The sequence below is a fragment of the Labrys okinawensis genome (assembly GCF_047345005.1).
GTDB lineage: Bacteria > Pseudomonadota > Alphaproteobacteria > Rhizobiales > Labraceae > Labrys > Labrys okinawensis.
This window is the reverse complement of sequence record NZ_CP178864.1, coordinates 4,645,262-4,658,669: the sequence shown is the minus strand read 5'-3', so window position 1 is coordinate 4,658,669 and position 13,408 is coordinate 4,645,262. Positions and strand designations below refer to the sequence as shown.

Here is a 13,408-nt window from a genome sequence, read left to right as displayed (position 1 = left end):
AGCGCGGCATCTGCCGGACACGGCAATGTCGACCGGAGGTCGACACTCTAGTTATGCCCCAGCAACCGCTGCGTGCTTGGTCGCCAGATAGGCATCGATCTCACCTGCAACCTCGGCGGGCAGGTGCAGGCCGAGCTTGGAGCGGCGCCAGAGGATGTCCTCCGACGTCACCGCCCATTCTTCCCGGACCAGATAGTCGATCTCGGCCGCGCTGAGTCCCATGCCGAAATCCCGGCCGAGATCGGCGAGACCGTTGGCCTTGTCGAGGAAGCGCATGGCGCGCGTGCCATAGGCCTTGGCGAGGCGGCGCGCCAGGGCAGGGGAGAGGAAGGGCTTGTCCGCCATGAGCTTGCGGATGAAGGCTTCGAGATCGGCGCCCGGCATATCGCCCCCGGGCAGCGGGGCATCCTCCGTCCATGGCCTGCCCCTGGCGCCGAGGATCTTCTCCACATGCTGGAGCATATGCTCGGAGAGGCGGCGATAGGTGGTGATCTTGCCGCCGAAGATGTTGAGGAGCGGCGAATCTCCGACGCGCTCTTCCTTGATCACATAGTCGCGCGTCGCCGCCTGCGCCGCACTTGCCTTGTCGTCATAAAGCGGGCGCACGCCCGAATAGGTCCAGACGACGTCGGCAGTTGTCACGGGCTTGAGGAAATATTCGCTTGCCGCCTTGCACAGATAGTCCGTCTCTTCCTGCGTGATCGCCACCTTTGCCGGATCATCCTTGTAGTCCTGGTCGGTGGTGCCGATCAGCGTGAACTCGTCCTCATAGGGGATGGCGAAGATGATGCGCCCGTCCGGGTTCTGGAAGATGTAGCAGCGGTCGTGCTGGAACATCTTGCGTACGACGATATGGCTGCCCTGTACCAGGCGAACCTGGTTCGGTTCGTTGTGGGAGAGGACGCCCTCCATCACCTTGTCGACCCAGGGACCCGCGGCGTTGATGATCAGGCGCGCGGTCACTTCATTCTCGGCGCCGCTGCGCTCGTCGCGCATGCGGATGCGCCACAGACCGTTTTCCTGCCGGGCCGAGATGACCTTGCAGCGGGTGCGGATGGTGGCGCCCCGGTCGGCGGCGTCGCGCGCGTTGAGCGCCACGAAACGGGCATCGTTGACCCAGCAGTCCGAATATTCGAAGGCCTTGCCGAAGATCGGCTTCAGGGGTTTACCGGCCTCATCGCTGCGCAGATCCAGCGTGCGGGTGGCGGGCAGCTGCTTGCGGCCGCCGATATGGTCGTAAAGGAAAAGGCCGAGGCGCAGCATCCAGGCCGGGCGCAGGCCCTTGAAATAGGGCAGCACGAAACGCAGCGGCCGGATCAGATGGGGCGAATTGCGCCAGAGGATCTCGCGTTCCATCAGGGCTTCGCGCACGAGGCGAAACTCATAATACTCGAGATAACGCAGGCCCCCGTGGATGAGCTTGGTGGCCTTGGAGGAGGTGCCGCTGGCCAGATCGTTCATCTCGGCAAGATGCACCTTGTAGCCGCGTCCCACTGCGTCGCGGGCGATGCCGCAGCCATTGACGCCTCCGCCGATGACAAAGACGTCGAAGGGCGCGTCCGCCGCTGGGGCTGGGGGGCTTGGTGGGGCTTGTGTCATCACTGATCTCTACCGCCCGACCGCGTTGCGTGATGCTGTTCAACGGCTATCGGAACTGTCGAAATCATGGCGCCCCCTCCCTGCCTGGGACCGTCCCAGCCTGGTCCCCGCTGATCTGTTTTTTAAAGTTCGTGTTCGCTATCATTATGTTCGTTTTGTCTTCATTTCCAGAAAAAACGAAAATCATGTGATTCATATGAAAAATTGAGATGTTTGTTCTGAGGTATTACGGTAAAATTTTACCATAAATACAACTTGGGCATTGGAATTGAGGCCGAAAGATGGGCTTCAGCCGCGTCTTCTTGATAAGAGTCGCATCTTTTTCCAAAACAGACGATCATAGCGAAAAGGAGAATGAACGCTGGGGGCCCTGAGTTTGGAGGACACGTGCCATCACAGTACGCTTCCGGTACCAGGCGAGAGAGCAAAGGCCGACGCTGCCACGCCCGTGCCGTCTCTCGGTTCGACCTCTTCCCTCCACCGTTTCATGAGGGTCATGGTGGCCGCCTTGTCCCGCCCGTTCTTCGTCTCATATCCCAGGTGACAAAGCGCCATGGCTCTGCCCAGTTCGAAAACCACCGCCCGCCGACAGCAGGAGATCGTCGAGTGGCTGCGCATCAAGGGACGCGCTACCGTCGAGGATCTGGCGGCGCATTTTGCTGTGACGCCGCAGACCATCCGCCGCGATCTCAACGACCTCAGCAAGGCCCAGATCATCGTGCGCGTGCATGGCGGCGCCATGGTCTCCTCGGGCGTCGTGAATCTGAGCTATGAAGCGAGAAAGATGATCGCGGGGGAGCAGAAGCAGCGGATCGGTGAAGTTGCCGCCGCTCTCATCCCCGATCATTCCACCGTTTTCATCAATATCGGCACCACCACCGAGGAGGTGGCGCGCGCACTCGGAGGCCACAAGGGATTGCTGGTAATCACCAACAACCTGCATGTCGCGGCCGATCTCTACCGCAAGGAGAGCATCAACGTCCTAGTGCTCGGCGGCTCGGTGCGCCAGTCGGACGGCGGCATCGTCGGGGCGCAGGCCGTCGACATGATCGGCCAGTTCCGGGCCGATCTTGCCATCATCGGCACCTCCGCCATCGATACGGACGGCACGCTGCTGGACTACGACATCTTCGAGGTGCAGGCCTCACGCGCCATCATCGACCATGCGCGCAAAGTCGTCCTGGTGGCGGATAGCAGCAAATTCGCGCGCTCGGCGCCGGTGCGGGTCGCCCACCTCAGCGAGATCGATGTGTTCGTCACCGACCGTCTGCCGACTTCCGCCATCGCCGACCTATGCCGCGTACACAAGGTCGAGGTGATCGAGACGGGAGCGAATTCCGCGCTGGAAAGCGATGACGGCGAGTGAGTTTCTTTTCATTATGATGATCGTTTTATTCGCTTGCAGAGGCTAAGATTTTCGCTCATAACTCGTTTGGGTTGAGAAAAAGAGCGAGCCGCACCTGATGCGGCCGTCCTGATCGGGGGGAAGCGTAGCGTGGGTCTTACGCTCGAAAATGTCAGCAAGACGGTCGGCGCGGAGACGCATATCTCAGATGTGTCGCTGACCCTCGAAAGCGGATCGCTCAACGTCTTGCTGGGGCCAACACTGTCGGGCAAGACTTCGCTGATGCGGCTGATGGCTGGGCTCGACCGGCCGAGCGCGGGCCGGGTCATCGTCGACGGTAAGGACGTGACCGGCGCTCACGTGCGCACCCGCTCGGTGGCGATGGTCTACCAGCAATTCATCAACTATCCCGCCCTCAGCGTCTACGAGAACATTGCCTCGCCCTTGCGGGTGAAGAAGCGCCCGGCGGCCGAGATCGACGCCGAAGTGCGAAAGGCCGCCCGCCTGCTCAAGCTCGAGGCGATGCTGGATCGCACGCCGCTGCAGCTCTCGGGTGGCCAGCAGCAGCGCACGGCCATTGCCCGCGCCATCGTCAAGCGCGCCGATCTCGTCCTGCTGGACGAACCGCTCGCCAATCTCGACTACAAGCTGCGCGAGGAATTGCGCGAGGAATTGCCGCGCATCTTCGAGGCGTCCGGTGCGGTCTTCGTCTATGCCACCACCGAACCGCAGGAGGCGCTTCTCCTCGGCGGCAACACGGCGACCCTCTGGGAGGGCCGCATTTCCCAGTTCGGGCGAACCATCGAGGTCTATCGACGACCGAAGGACCTGACTACCGCACAGGTATTCTCCGATCCGCCGATGAACGTGTTCAGTGCCCGTAAACAGGGCGGCAGCCTGAGCCTGCCCTCGGGAGAGGTCGTGCCGGCATCCGGCAGCACCGCAAGCCTCGCCGATGGCGACTACCACCTGGGCATCCGGCCCAATCATCTCCTGCTCGAGTCGCCGGGCCCGGACGCTCTGCGCTTGCCTTCGACCTGTTCGGTCACTGAGATCTCAGGCTCCGAGAGTTTCGTGCATGCCGACTATCACGACCACCGCTTCGTCGCGCTGGTCCCGGGCGTGCGGGAGATCGTGCCGGGCGCGCCGGTCGACCTGTTCGTGTCGCCTTCGCGCCTGTTCGTCTTCGACACAGCGGGCCGGCTTGCCGCCGCGCCGGCAGCCTAGGAGAGGGTCATGGCCGAGATCACGCTGAAATCCCTCGCCCATTCCTACAAGGCGACACCGTCGCAGCCCTCCGACTATGCGCTCAAGAAGATCGATCATGTCTGGAAGCAGGGCGGCGCCTATGCGCTGCTGGGCCCCTCGGGCTGCGGCAAGACCACGCTGCTCAACATCATTTCGGGGCTGGTGACGCCAAGCGAGGGTGCGGTCCTGTTCGATGGGCGCGAGGTGACGCGCCTGCCCACCGAAAAGCGCAACATCGCCCAGGTGTTCCAGTTCCCGGTGATCTACGACACCATGACGGTGGCGCAGAATCTCGCCTTCCCGCTGAAGAACCGGGGCATGGCGAGGCCTGATATCGATAGGCGCGTCGGCGAGATTGCGGCGCTGCTCGATCTCGAGAAGGATCTGAACAAACGTGCGCGGGGGCTGACCGCGGATGCCAAGCAGAAGATCTCGCTTGGCCGGGGCCTAGTCCGCCCGGATGTCGCCGCGGTGCTGTTCGACGAGCCGCTCACGGTGATCGATCCGGCGCTCAAATGGGAACTGCGTTCGAAGCTGAAGGCGCTTCACCGCCAGCTCGACATAACCATGATCTATGTCACGCATGACCAGACCGAGGCGCTCACCTTCGCCGATACGGTGGTGGTGATGCATGACGGTGCGGTGGTGCAGATGGGCTCGCCGGCGGAGCTCTTCGAAAAACCGGCCCACACCTTCGTCGGCTATTTCATCGGTTCGCCCGGCATGAACCTGATCAAGGCCACCGTCGAGGGTCGCTCGGCGCAGGCGGGCGCGGTGACTATTCCGCTGGAGCGGACTTATCGCGGATTGCCAGCCGGGAACGTAGAGGTCGGCATTCGACCCGAGCATGCGCTGCTGGCAAGGCCGGGGCAGGGGCTTCCGGTGAGCGTCAGGCGGATCGAAGACCTCGGAGCCCGCCGCATGGCGCGCGTCGACCTCGGTGGCAATCCCATCATCGTCACGGCGCCGGAGGGGCTGGAACTCGCAGGCTCCGAAGCCGGCATGATCTTCGATGCCCGCAACGTCCACGTCTATGCCGGCGGCGTCCGCATCGAGGGGGAGGCTGCCTGATGGAAAAGCCCATCAACAATCGTGCCTGGTTCTTCGTGCTGCCCGTGCTCCTGGTCGTCGCCTTCTCGGCGGTGATCCCGTTGATGACGGTGGTGAACTATTCTGTGCAGGACACTTTCGGCAACAACCAGTTCTTCTGGAATGGCATCGGCTGGTTCCAGGAATTGCTTGATGGCACGACGGATCTGGGCGGGCGCTTCCGCGATAGCCTTCTGCGCAATCTCCTGTTCTCTGCCATCATTCTGGCAATCGAGGTTCCCCTCGGCATCCTGGTTGCGCTGTGCATGCCGCGCAAGGGCATCGCCGTGGCATTCTGCCTGGTTTCGATAGCCCTGCCGCTCCTGATCCCGTGGAACGTGGTCGGCACGATCTGGCAGATCTTCGCGCGCGAGGATATCGGCCTGTTCGGCTATGCGCTAACCAACTGGCTGGGCCTCGACTTCAACTATGTCAGCGATCCGCTCTCGGCCTGGGCGACCGTCGTGGTGATGGACGTCTGGCACTGGACCTCGCTGGTGGCACTGTTGTGCTATGCGGGCCTGGTCTCCATCCCCGATGCCTACTACCAGGCCGCCCGCATCGACGGCGCCTCGCGCTGGGCGATCTTCGTCAATATCCAATTGCCCAAGATGCGCCGCGTGCTGCTCATCGCCGTGCTGCTGCGCTTCATGGACAGTTTCATGATCTATACCGAACCCTTCGTCGTGACCGGCGGCGGTCCAGGCAATTCCACCACCTTCATCTCCATTGAACTGGTGAAGTTTGCCCTCGGCCAATTCGATCTCGGCAAGGCCGCGGCGTTGTCGCTGGTCTACAACCTGATCATCCTCGGCGTCTGCTGGGTGTTCTACACGATCATGGTCAACGTTGATGCGGAAAGGAAGCCGTCATGAGGGGCCGTTCCACCATCATGGCCGTCTATATCTTCTTCATCATGCTGCCGATCTATTGGCTGGTGAATATGAGCCTGAAGACGAACGAGGAGATCGTCTCCTCGATGACGCTCTTCCCGCGAACGCTGAATTTCGACAATTACGTCAAGATCTTCACCGACGAGTCCTGGTATTCCGGCTACATCAACTCGCTGACCTATGTGGTGATCAACACTGTGCTGTCGATCGTGCTGGCGCTGCCCGCGGCTTACGCCTTCTCGCGTTACCGCTTCATCGGCGACAAGCACCTGTTCTTCTGGCTGTTGTCCAATCGCATGGCGCCTGCGGCGGTGTTTGCCCTGCCGTTCTTCAACCTCTATTCGGCTGTCGGTCTGTTCGACACGCCCTGGGCCGTGGCGCTCGCCCACTGCCTCTTCAACGTGCCGCTGGCGGTGTGGATCCTCGAAGGCTTCATGTCCGGCGTGCCACGCGAGATCGATGAGACCGCCTATCTCGACGGCTATTCCTTCCCTCGCTTCTTCATCAGAATCTACATACCCCTGATTGCCTCGGGCATCGGTGTCACCGCCTTCTTCTGCTTCATGTTCTCCTGGGTGGAACTGCTGCTGGCGCGCACCCTGACCAGCGTCGACGCCAAGCCGATCGCCGCGACCATGACCCGCACGGTCTCCGCTTCCGGCATGGACTGGGGCTTGCTGGCGGCCGCCGGCGTGCTCACCATCATTCCCGGCGCCATCGTGATCTGGTTCGTGCGCAACTACATCGCCAAGGGCTTCGCCCTGGGGAGGGTGTGATCATGGAGACGCTCAACACCCTTTGGACCCGGCTCAGCGATCCGGATTCCTATGCCTGGATGGCCTGGACCTGGCAGGTGGCGCTGTTCTTTGCCGCCATCGCGCTGCTGCTGGTGATCTTCACGCTGCTGGCGGTGTTTCGTCCCGAGACACCTCGGCGCGGCATCTTGACCATCGCCACCACGCGCGGCGATCGGCTGTTCATTTCACTGCTGGGGACGGCCTTCATCCACGTCATCTGGTTGGCGGTCGCGCCGGCCGACCTGGATTTGTGGTGGGCTTCGATCATTTCGCTCGTCTTTGTCGTCGGGGTGTTCCTGACGGTCTAGAGGAGCGGGGAAACGCCGGCTGCAATGCTGGCTCTATGGGGAGGAAAGATTATGCGCTCATCGATAAGGCGCACCGGCCTGACCGCCGTTGCGCTCGCACTGATCCTGAGTTCCGTCCCGGCTTTTGCCGATGACGCAGCGATCAAGAAGTGGCTGCCGGAGTTCCAGCCTTCCACGCTGTCGCAGGACGACCAGGCCAAGGAACTGCAGTGGTTCGCCAAGGCCGCCGAGCCGTTCAAGGGCATGGAGATCAACGTTGTCTCCGAGACGTTGACCACCCACGCCTATGAATCGAAGACCCTGGCCAAGGCGTTCGAGGAAATCACGGGCATCAAGGTCCATCACGATGTCATCCAGGAAGGTGACGTCGTCGAAAAGATCCAGACCCAGATGCAGTCCGGCAAGAACATCTATGATGGCTGGATCAACGACTCCGATTTCATCGGCACGCATTTCCGCTATGGCCAGGCCGTCGACCTGACGGAGTACATGGCCGGCGAGGGCAAGGATGTCACCAATCCTGGCATCGATATCGATGACTACATTGGCAAGTCCTTCACCACGGCGCCGAACGGCCATCTCTACCAATTGCCTGACCAGCAATTCGCGAACCTATACTGGTTCCGGTACGATTGGTTCCAGAACCCGGACTACAAGGCCAAGTTCAAGGCCAAGTATGGCTATGATCTCGGCGTCCCCGTGAACTGGTCTGCTTATGAAGACATCGCGGACTTCTTCACCAACGATGTCGGCACGATCGACGGCGTGAAGGTCTACGGCCATATGGACTATGGCAAGAAGGACCCGTCGCTTGGCTGGCGTTTCACCGACGCCTGGCTGTCCATGGCCGGCAATGGTGATAAGGGCCTGCCGAACGGCCTGCCTGTCGATGAATGGGGCATCCGCATGGAAGGATGCAACCCGGTCGGCTCAGACGTAGCGCGCGGTGGCGACGTCAATGGTCCGGCGGCGGTTTACTCCATCACCAAATATCTGGAATGGCTGAAGAAATATGCTCCGCCGAATGCGCAGGGCATGACCTTCTCCGAATCCGGACCCGTGCCCTCGCAGGGCAACATCGCCCAGCAGGTCTTCTGGTATACCGCCTTTACCGCCGACATGGTGAAGCCCGGCATCGCCGTCATGAATGGAGACGGTACGCCGAAATGGCGCATGGCACCCTCGCCGCATGGCGCCTACTGGAAGGATGGCATGAAGCTCGGATATCAGGACGTCGGTTCCGCGACGCTCTTGAAGTCGACGCCAGCCGATCGCCGCAAGGCTGCCTGGCTCTATCTGCAGTTCATCACGTCCAAGAGCGTTTCGCTGAAGAAGAGCCATGTCGGCCTGACCTTCGTCCGCGAAAGCGATATCTGGGACAAGAGCTTCACCGAACGGGCGCCTCAGCTCGGCGGCCTGATCGAGTTCTATCGCTCCCCGGCCCGCGTTCAGTGGACCCCGACCGGCAACAACGTGCCCGATTATCCCAAGCTGGCGCAGTTGTGGTGGCAGAACATCGGTGATGCCGCCTCGGGTGCCAAGACGCCGCAGCAGGCCATGGATGGCCTCGCCGCTGCGCAGGATGCTGTCATGGCACGCCTCGAGAAATCGGGCGTCCAGGGCAAATGCGGTCCCAAGCTGAACCCGAAGACCTCGTTGGAGCATTGGGTCGAGGAAGCCAAGAAGAACGGCACCATCGCGCCCCAGCCCATGCTTGCCAACGAGAAGCCCAAGGGCGAGACCATCGACTATGATGCACTTATCAAGTCCTGGCCGGCGAGCCCGCCCAAGAAGTGATATCTGCATACAAGAGAGAAGGGCCGGGGTAACCCGGCCCTATCGTTTGGAGCCAGGGCGATTAGTTCCGAAAACCGTCCGGCTCAAGGATAATCGGCTCGGCAAGGCCGCTTCCCGGCGCAAGGCAGGCATCCACATGGCAATGCGTGGGCAATCCGGAAACGCCGAAATCGAGGTCCTCCGTCGTGCGGTCGCGGCTTTCAATGCGGGCCGGTCAGACGAAGCCCAGCGGTTATGTGCTGCGGGACTACGCGCAGCGCCGCGCGATCCGGCACTCAACCATCTGTTGGCCACCATCAGCCTCGCCAGGGGCGAGCTTGCAGCGGCCGAGACAGCCATCCTCACCGCGCTCAAGGGGCAGGTGGGCACGCTCCCGCGCCATCTGCTCGCGGCAAGGATCCTCGGTGCCGGCAACAACCTGCCTGCGGCACTCTGGCACTGCGAGCAGGCGCTAGTGCTTGGACGGACGCCGGAGGCCTTGCTCGAACATGCGCGCCTGTTGACCGCTCTCCGTGACGAAAGGGCCATCGGTGCCTGGCGAGCCGTCATCGCTGCTGATCCGGGTTCCGCGGAAGCCAAGGCCCGGCTGGGTCGGCTGCTGTGGGAAGGAGGCGAGATTGCAGAGGCGGTTCGCTGGCTCACCGATGCTGCGAACGCCCAGGCGCCTGCCTCTGTGTGGTTCGATCTCGCAACCGCCCGCGAGGATCTGAAGGATCGAAAAAGTGCAATCGCGGCCTATCGCAAGGCTCTCTCCATCCGCCCGGATTTCGCCGAAGCCGCAGTCAACCTTGCGATTCAGCTGCAGGAGGAGGGCGACATGGATGCCGCAATGGTCGCCTATGGTACTGCCTACAAGCAGAAGCCTGCCACCCTCGGCATGATCGCCATGGCTCTGACATCGGCGCAGACCGGTCGGCTCTGGCTGGATCGCGAGGCTCTGCGGCACTCACTCGGCGAATGAACGACGGCGCTTGGCGCGAAAGCGCTTTCTGTAGACGCCCGGTCTGGCAAGGACCTCGGCGACGGTGGATTCATAGGCCGTTTTCGAATGGCCTTCGAGTTGCTCGAAGACGAGATCGGGCTGCTCTCTGGGCACAATCAAGCACTGCGCGACCGGTGTCCCTTTGGGCAGAACGCCATTGAAAGCCCGGTCGGTCCATACGGCCGGAAAATTGATGCCGCCATCGTGAAACCGGTCCGCATCGACCAGGCCGGTAATCAATCGGAAGGGCAGATCGTCGCGATTGATGGGGTGAACGGCCAGCAGCGACCAACCCTCCTCAAGCTCGATCGTCCAGAAGCTGTTGAATTTGAGGGCAGCACAGCCGTCGGCAAAGGGCGCGCCCGCCAGTTGCTCGGGAACATGGAAACTCAGGGGAGCGCGAGGATGCCCTTTGGTTGCGGGTTCGGGAATGCGCCAGTCCCAGGAAAAGACGCCGTTCTCGACGCTGACATCACAGGGAAGCGGGATGACGAAACCATGCGCCATCGCGTCGACGAAAGGCGGGCATTGCTTGACCGTGCGGATTTCGCGACCATGGATCTCCGAAAAGGCCTTGGCCGGCATGGCCCGCAGCCAATCGGGCAGAACGCCACGCGCGGGCGCTGGCCGTTGCAGATGATCCGCCAGATGCGGATCGCAGCGAAAGACGATGCGCAAGGCTGTAGTCCTTTCAGGTCAATCAAGCGCGCTGACCGCGCCATGCGCCTGATCACCGCTTACGCCATCGAGCAATTCCATGGAACTGCTTTTGTCAAAGCGCGCCAGACAAGAAAAGGCCGGGGAAACCCGGCCTCCTCCAAATGTATCCAAAATGCAAGGCGCGAATGACGCCGCCTTCACGGGATGATCAGGCTGCCTCGTAACCGAGGATACCCTTGGTTTCCAGGAAGTCCTCCAGCCCGTATTCGGCATATTCACGCCCATTGCCGGACTGCTTGTAGCCGCCGAAGGGCATGCCGGCTTCCCATGCCGGATAGTTGATATGGACATTGCCGGTGCGCATGCGACGGGCGACTGCCCGGGCCTTGTCGAGGTCCTTGGTCTGCAGATAGGAGGCAAGGCCGTACACGGTGTCGTTGGCCTGCTCGATCGCCTCTTCCACGCTGTCATAAGGCAGGATGGAGAGCACCGGGCCGAAGATTTCCTCGCGGGCGATGCGCATTTCCGGCGTCACATTGGCGAAGACGGTGGGGCGCACATAATAGCCGCGATTGAGATCGGCCGGACGGCCGGGGCCGCCGGTGACGAGGGTGGCGCCCTCGGCGATCCCGCTTTCGATCAGCCCCTGGATCTTGTCGTACTGGATCCGGCTCACCACCGGGCCGAGATTGGTCCCGGAGGCATCGGCCGCGCCGACCACGAATTTCTCCGCCGCCGTCTTGGCGAGTGCTGCGGCTTCGTCATGGTGCTCGCGCGGCACGAACATGCGCGTGGGCGCGTTGCAGGACTGGCCGCTATTGCCAAAGCAGCCCCTGACGCCCTTCGGCACGGCATCAGCGAGGTCTACATCCGGGAACAGGATGTTGGCCGACTTGCCGCCGAGTTCCTGATGCACGCGCTTGACGGTGTCCGCGGCGGCCTTGGCCACCAGGATGCCGGCGCGGGTGGAACCGGTAAAGGACATCATGTCGATGCCGGGATGGGCGGAGAGGGCCTCGCCGACCGTGGGGCCATCGCCATTGATAAGGTTGAACACACCCTTCGGCGTGCCGGCCTCGTCCATGATCTCGGCGAAGATGATGGCATCGAGCGGTGCGATCTCGCTGGGCTTCAGCACCATGGTGCAGCCGGCGGCAAGGGCAGGGGCGACCTTGCAGGTGACCTGGTTGAGCGGCCAGTTCCAGGGTGTGATCAGGCCGACGACGCCGATCGGCTCCTTGACCACCATGGACGTGCCCTTGGCCTGCTGGAACTGGAAGGATTTGAGCACTTCGGCCATCTTCTGGAGATGGGCGAGGCCGACGCCGACCTGCGAATCCAGCGCGAACTGGCGCGGCGCGCCCATTTCGCGCGACACGGCAAGGGCAAGGTCCTGGCTGCGCTTCTTGTAGACCTCGATGATGCGGTTGAGGAGGTCGAGGCGCTCTTCGCGCGAGGTGAAGCCGAAGGTCTCGAAGGCGCCGCGTGCAGCGGCAACGGCCTTGTCGACATCGGCCTTGGAGCCGAGCGAGATCTGGGCGAAGGCGTCTTCGTTGGAAGGATCGATCACGTCCAGCACCTTCGGCACTTCCGGATCGACCCATGCTCCATCGATATAGAACTGCAGATTGTGGCTCATCGTTCGCTCCCTATGCGATTTTCTGGGTGATATTCAGTCAAATATAGTGACCGCTTTTGCCTTTGCAAAAGGATTTTCAATCAGAAATGAAGGCCTTTCGAAAGGAAAACATTCTGAAGAAAATTGCTTTCCAAACTGAAAGCCATTTGCTGGACAGTTACCATACAAGCCGACAATAACCACACGCAAGAGGATGAAAGAGCGCAGGCTCGGAGGGATCGCCGGGCCTGCGAGGGAGCGACGCCGGGTTCCTACAGCGTGCCCATGCCGCCATCGATCATGATCTCGCTGCCGACCGTGTAGGCGGCCTCATCCGAGGCAAGGAAGACCACGGCCTTGGCGATCTCCCCCGGCTCGCCGAAGCGACCCGCGGGCACCAGGCCCTTGATGCTTTCGGCGACGCCCTTCAGCTCTGCCTCAGAGAAGCCGAGCTTGCCATAGAGCGGCGTCGACACCGGGCCGGGGCTGACGGCATTGAGGCGGATGCCACGGCCGATGAGTTCGCCCGAGAGCGTGCGTATCAGCGATTGCAGCGCCGCCTTGGAGGCCGCGTAGACGCTGGAGTTCGGCATGCCGATATGGGCGTTCACGGAGGTGTTCAGCACGATCGAGGCAGGGTTGGCGAGGAGAGGCAGCAGCGCCTGGATGAGGAAGTAGGGGCCTTTCACATTGATGGCGAAGAGGCGGTCGTAGTCGGTCTCGGTCCAGGCCTCGATCGGCTTGAGCTGGGCAATGCCGGCGTTGACGAAGAGGATGTCGAGCCCGCCGAAAGCCTGTCTGACGGCGTCCGCCACCTCCTTCTGGCCGGCAACATCCGAAGCGTCCGACTTGATGACGAGCGCGCCTTCGCCGAGGGCCTTGCGCGCCGCTTCCAGCGTTTCGGGATTGGTGCCGGTTACCGCCACGCGGGCGCCTTCGTTGATGAACTGGCGGGCTGTTTCGAGGCCGATGCCGCTGGTGCCGCCGGTGATGAGCGCGCGTTTGCCTTTGAGTCTGTCCATGATCGTCTGGTCCTTTTGCTTGAGATCCGTTTGGATGACCGGAATATGGC

The 13,408-nt window shown here is 62.0% G+C and carries 13 protein-coding genes; 9 read left to right on the top strand and 4 right to left on the bottom strand.

Features of this window, described 5'->3' with window-relative positions; genetic code table 11:
• Positions 1-51: 51 nt before the first annotated feature.
• Positions 52-1,599, bottom strand: coding sequence for a glycerol-3-phosphate dehydrogenase (glpD, locus tag ACMDCR_RS21775; RefSeq protein ID WP_413988626.1), 1,548 nt, complete (start codon positions 1,597-1,599; stop codon positions 52-54).
• A gap of 553 nt (positions 1,600-2,152) precedes the next feature.
• Here glpD and ACMDCR_RS21770 point away from each other — a divergent pair.
• The 8 genes from ACMDCR_RS21770 to ACMDCR_RS21735 all read left to right on the top strand — a co-directional run bounded on the left by ACMDCR_RS21770 (position 2,153) and on the right by ACMDCR_RS21735 (position 10,037).
• On the top strand, positions 2,153-2,965 hold the full coding sequence (locus ACMDCR_RS21770) for a DeoR/GlpR family DNA-binding transcription regulator (protein ID WP_413988625.1): 813 nt from the start codon (positions 2,153-2,155) through the stop codon (positions 2,963-2,965).
• 129 nt (positions 2,966-3,094) lie between these two features.
• Complete coding sequence (locus tag ACMDCR_RS21765) at positions 3,095-4,171, top strand: ABC transporter ATP-binding protein (protein ID WP_413988624.1); 1,077 nt, start codon at positions 3,095-3,097, stop codon at positions 4,169-4,171.
• Positions 4,172-4,180: 9 nt separating this feature from the next.
• Positions 4,181-5,263 carry an ABC transporter ATP-binding protein gene (locus tag ACMDCR_RS21760; RefSeq protein ID WP_413988623.1) on the top strand — a complete coding sequence of 361 codons (1,083 nt, stop codon included), beginning with the start codon at positions 4,181-4,183 and terminating at the stop codon, positions 5,261-5,263.
• On the top strand, positions 5,263-6,156 hold the full coding sequence (locus ACMDCR_RS21755) for a carbohydrate ABC transporter permease (protein ID WP_413988622.1): 894 nt from the start codon (positions 5,263-5,265) through the stop codon (positions 6,154-6,156). The genes ACMDCR_RS21760 and ACMDCR_RS21755 overlap by 1 nt, the downstream gene beginning before the upstream one ends.
• Positions 6,153-6,950, top strand: coding sequence for a carbohydrate ABC transporter permease (locus tag ACMDCR_RS21750; protein WP_413988621.1), 798 nt, complete (start codon positions 6,153-6,155; stop codon positions 6,948-6,950). Before ACMDCR_RS21755 ends, ACMDCR_RS21750 begins: the two co-directional genes overlap by 4 nt.
• Positions 6,951-6,952: 2 nt before the next feature.
• Positions 6,953-7,279 carry a DUF2160 domain-containing protein gene (locus ACMDCR_RS21745; RefSeq protein WP_413988620.1) on the top strand — a complete coding sequence of 109 codons (327 nt, stop codon included), beginning with the start codon at positions 6,953-6,955 and terminating at the stop codon, positions 7,277-7,279.
• A 51-nt stretch (positions 7,280-7,330) separates the two neighbouring features.
• Positions 7,331-9,076, top strand: coding sequence for an ABC transporter substrate-binding protein (locus ACMDCR_RS21740; RefSeq protein ID WP_413988619.1), 1,746 nt, complete (start codon positions 7,331-7,333; stop codon positions 9,074-9,076).
• Positions 9,077-9,212: 136 nt separating this feature from the next.
• Positions 9,213-10,037: a tetratricopeptide repeat protein gene (locus ACMDCR_RS21735; protein ID WP_413988618.1), complete on the top strand. Its 825-nt coding sequence runs from the start codon at positions 9,213-9,215 to the stop codon at positions 10,035-10,037.
• On the opposite strand, the gene ACMDCR_RS21730 is transcribed toward ACMDCR_RS21735, so the two are convergent.
• Positions 10,023-10,736 (bottom strand): hypothetical protein, encoded by a 714-nt coding sequence (locus tag ACMDCR_RS21730; RefSeq protein ID WP_413988617.1) that lies wholly within the window; start codon positions 10,734-10,736, stop codon positions 10,023-10,025. The two genes, ACMDCR_RS21735 and ACMDCR_RS21730, sit on opposite strands and share 15 nt — an antisense overlap.
• On the opposite strand from ACMDCR_RS21730, the gene ACMDCR_RS21725 reads away from it, so the two are divergent.
• A complete protein-coding gene (locus ACMDCR_RS21725; RefSeq protein WP_413993825.1) occupies positions 10,695-10,907 on the top strand; it encodes a hypothetical protein in 213 nt (70 codons plus the stop codon). The genes ACMDCR_RS21730 and ACMDCR_RS21725 overlap by 42 nt on opposite strands.
• A 19-nt stretch (positions 10,908-10,926) precedes the next feature.
• On the opposite strand, the gene ACMDCR_RS21720 is transcribed toward ACMDCR_RS21725, so the two are convergent.
• Together ACMDCR_RS21720 and ACMDCR_RS21715 are read right to left on the bottom strand one after the other, a co-directional pair.
• Positions 10,927-12,357: an aldehyde dehydrogenase family protein gene (locus tag ACMDCR_RS21720; protein ID WP_413988616.1), complete on the bottom strand. Its 1,431-nt coding sequence runs from the start codon at positions 12,355-12,357 to the stop codon at positions 10,927-10,929.
• Positions 12,358-12,608: 251 nt separating this feature from the next.
• Positions 12,609-13,358 (bottom strand): SDR family oxidoreductase, encoded by a 750-nt coding sequence (locus tag ACMDCR_RS21715; RefSeq protein ID WP_413988615.1) that lies wholly within the window; start codon positions 13,356-13,358, stop codon positions 12,609-12,611.
• Positions 13,359-13,408: the final 50 nt, after the last annotated feature.

What these genes read in the sequence shown, in the direction of transcription:
- glpD (WP_413988626.1), bottom strand. Translation starts at nt 1,599, where the DNA reads ATGACACAAGCCCCACCAAGCCCCCCAGCCCCAGCGGCGGACGCGCCC.
- ACMDCR_RS21770 (WP_413988625.1), top strand. Translation starts at nt 2,153, where the DNA reads ATGGCTCTGCCCAGTTCGAAAACCACCGCCCGCCGACAGCAGGAGATC.
- ACMDCR_RS21760 (WP_413988623.1), top strand. Translation starts at nt 4,181, where the DNA reads ATGGCCGAGATCACGCTGAAATCCCTCGCCCATTCCTACAAGGCGACA.
- ACMDCR_RS21755 (WP_413988622.1), top strand. Translation starts at nt 5,263, where the DNA reads ATGGAAAAGCCCATCAACAATCGTGCCTGGTTCTTCGTGCTGCCCGTG.
- ACMDCR_RS21750 (WP_413988621.1), top strand. Translation starts at nt 6,153, where the DNA reads ATGAGGGGCCGTTCCACCATCATGGCCGTCTATATCTTCTTCATCATG.
- ACMDCR_RS21745 (WP_413988620.1), top strand. Translation starts at nt 6,953, where the DNA reads ATGGAGACGCTCAACACCCTTTGGACCCGGCTCAGCGATCCGGATTCC.
- ACMDCR_RS21740 (WP_413988619.1), top strand. Translation starts at nt 7,331, where the DNA reads ATGCGCTCATCGATAAGGCGCACCGGCCTGACCGCCGTTGCGCTCGCA.
- ACMDCR_RS21735 (WP_413988618.1), top strand. Translation starts at nt 9,213, where the DNA reads ATGGCAATGCGTGGGCAATCCGGAAACGCCGAAATCGAGGTCCTCCGT.
- ACMDCR_RS21725 (WP_413993825.1), top strand. Translation starts at nt 10,695, where the DNA reads ATGATCCGCCAGATGCGGATCGCAGCGAAAGACGATGCGCAAGGCTGT.
- ACMDCR_RS21720 (WP_413988616.1), bottom strand. Translation starts at nt 12,357, where the DNA reads ATGAGCCACAATCTGCAGTTCTATATCGATGGAGCATGGGTCGATCCG.
- ACMDCR_RS21715 (WP_413988615.1), bottom strand. Translation starts at nt 13,358, where the DNA reads ATGGACAGACTCAAAGGCAAACGCGCGCTCATCACCGGCGGCACCAGC.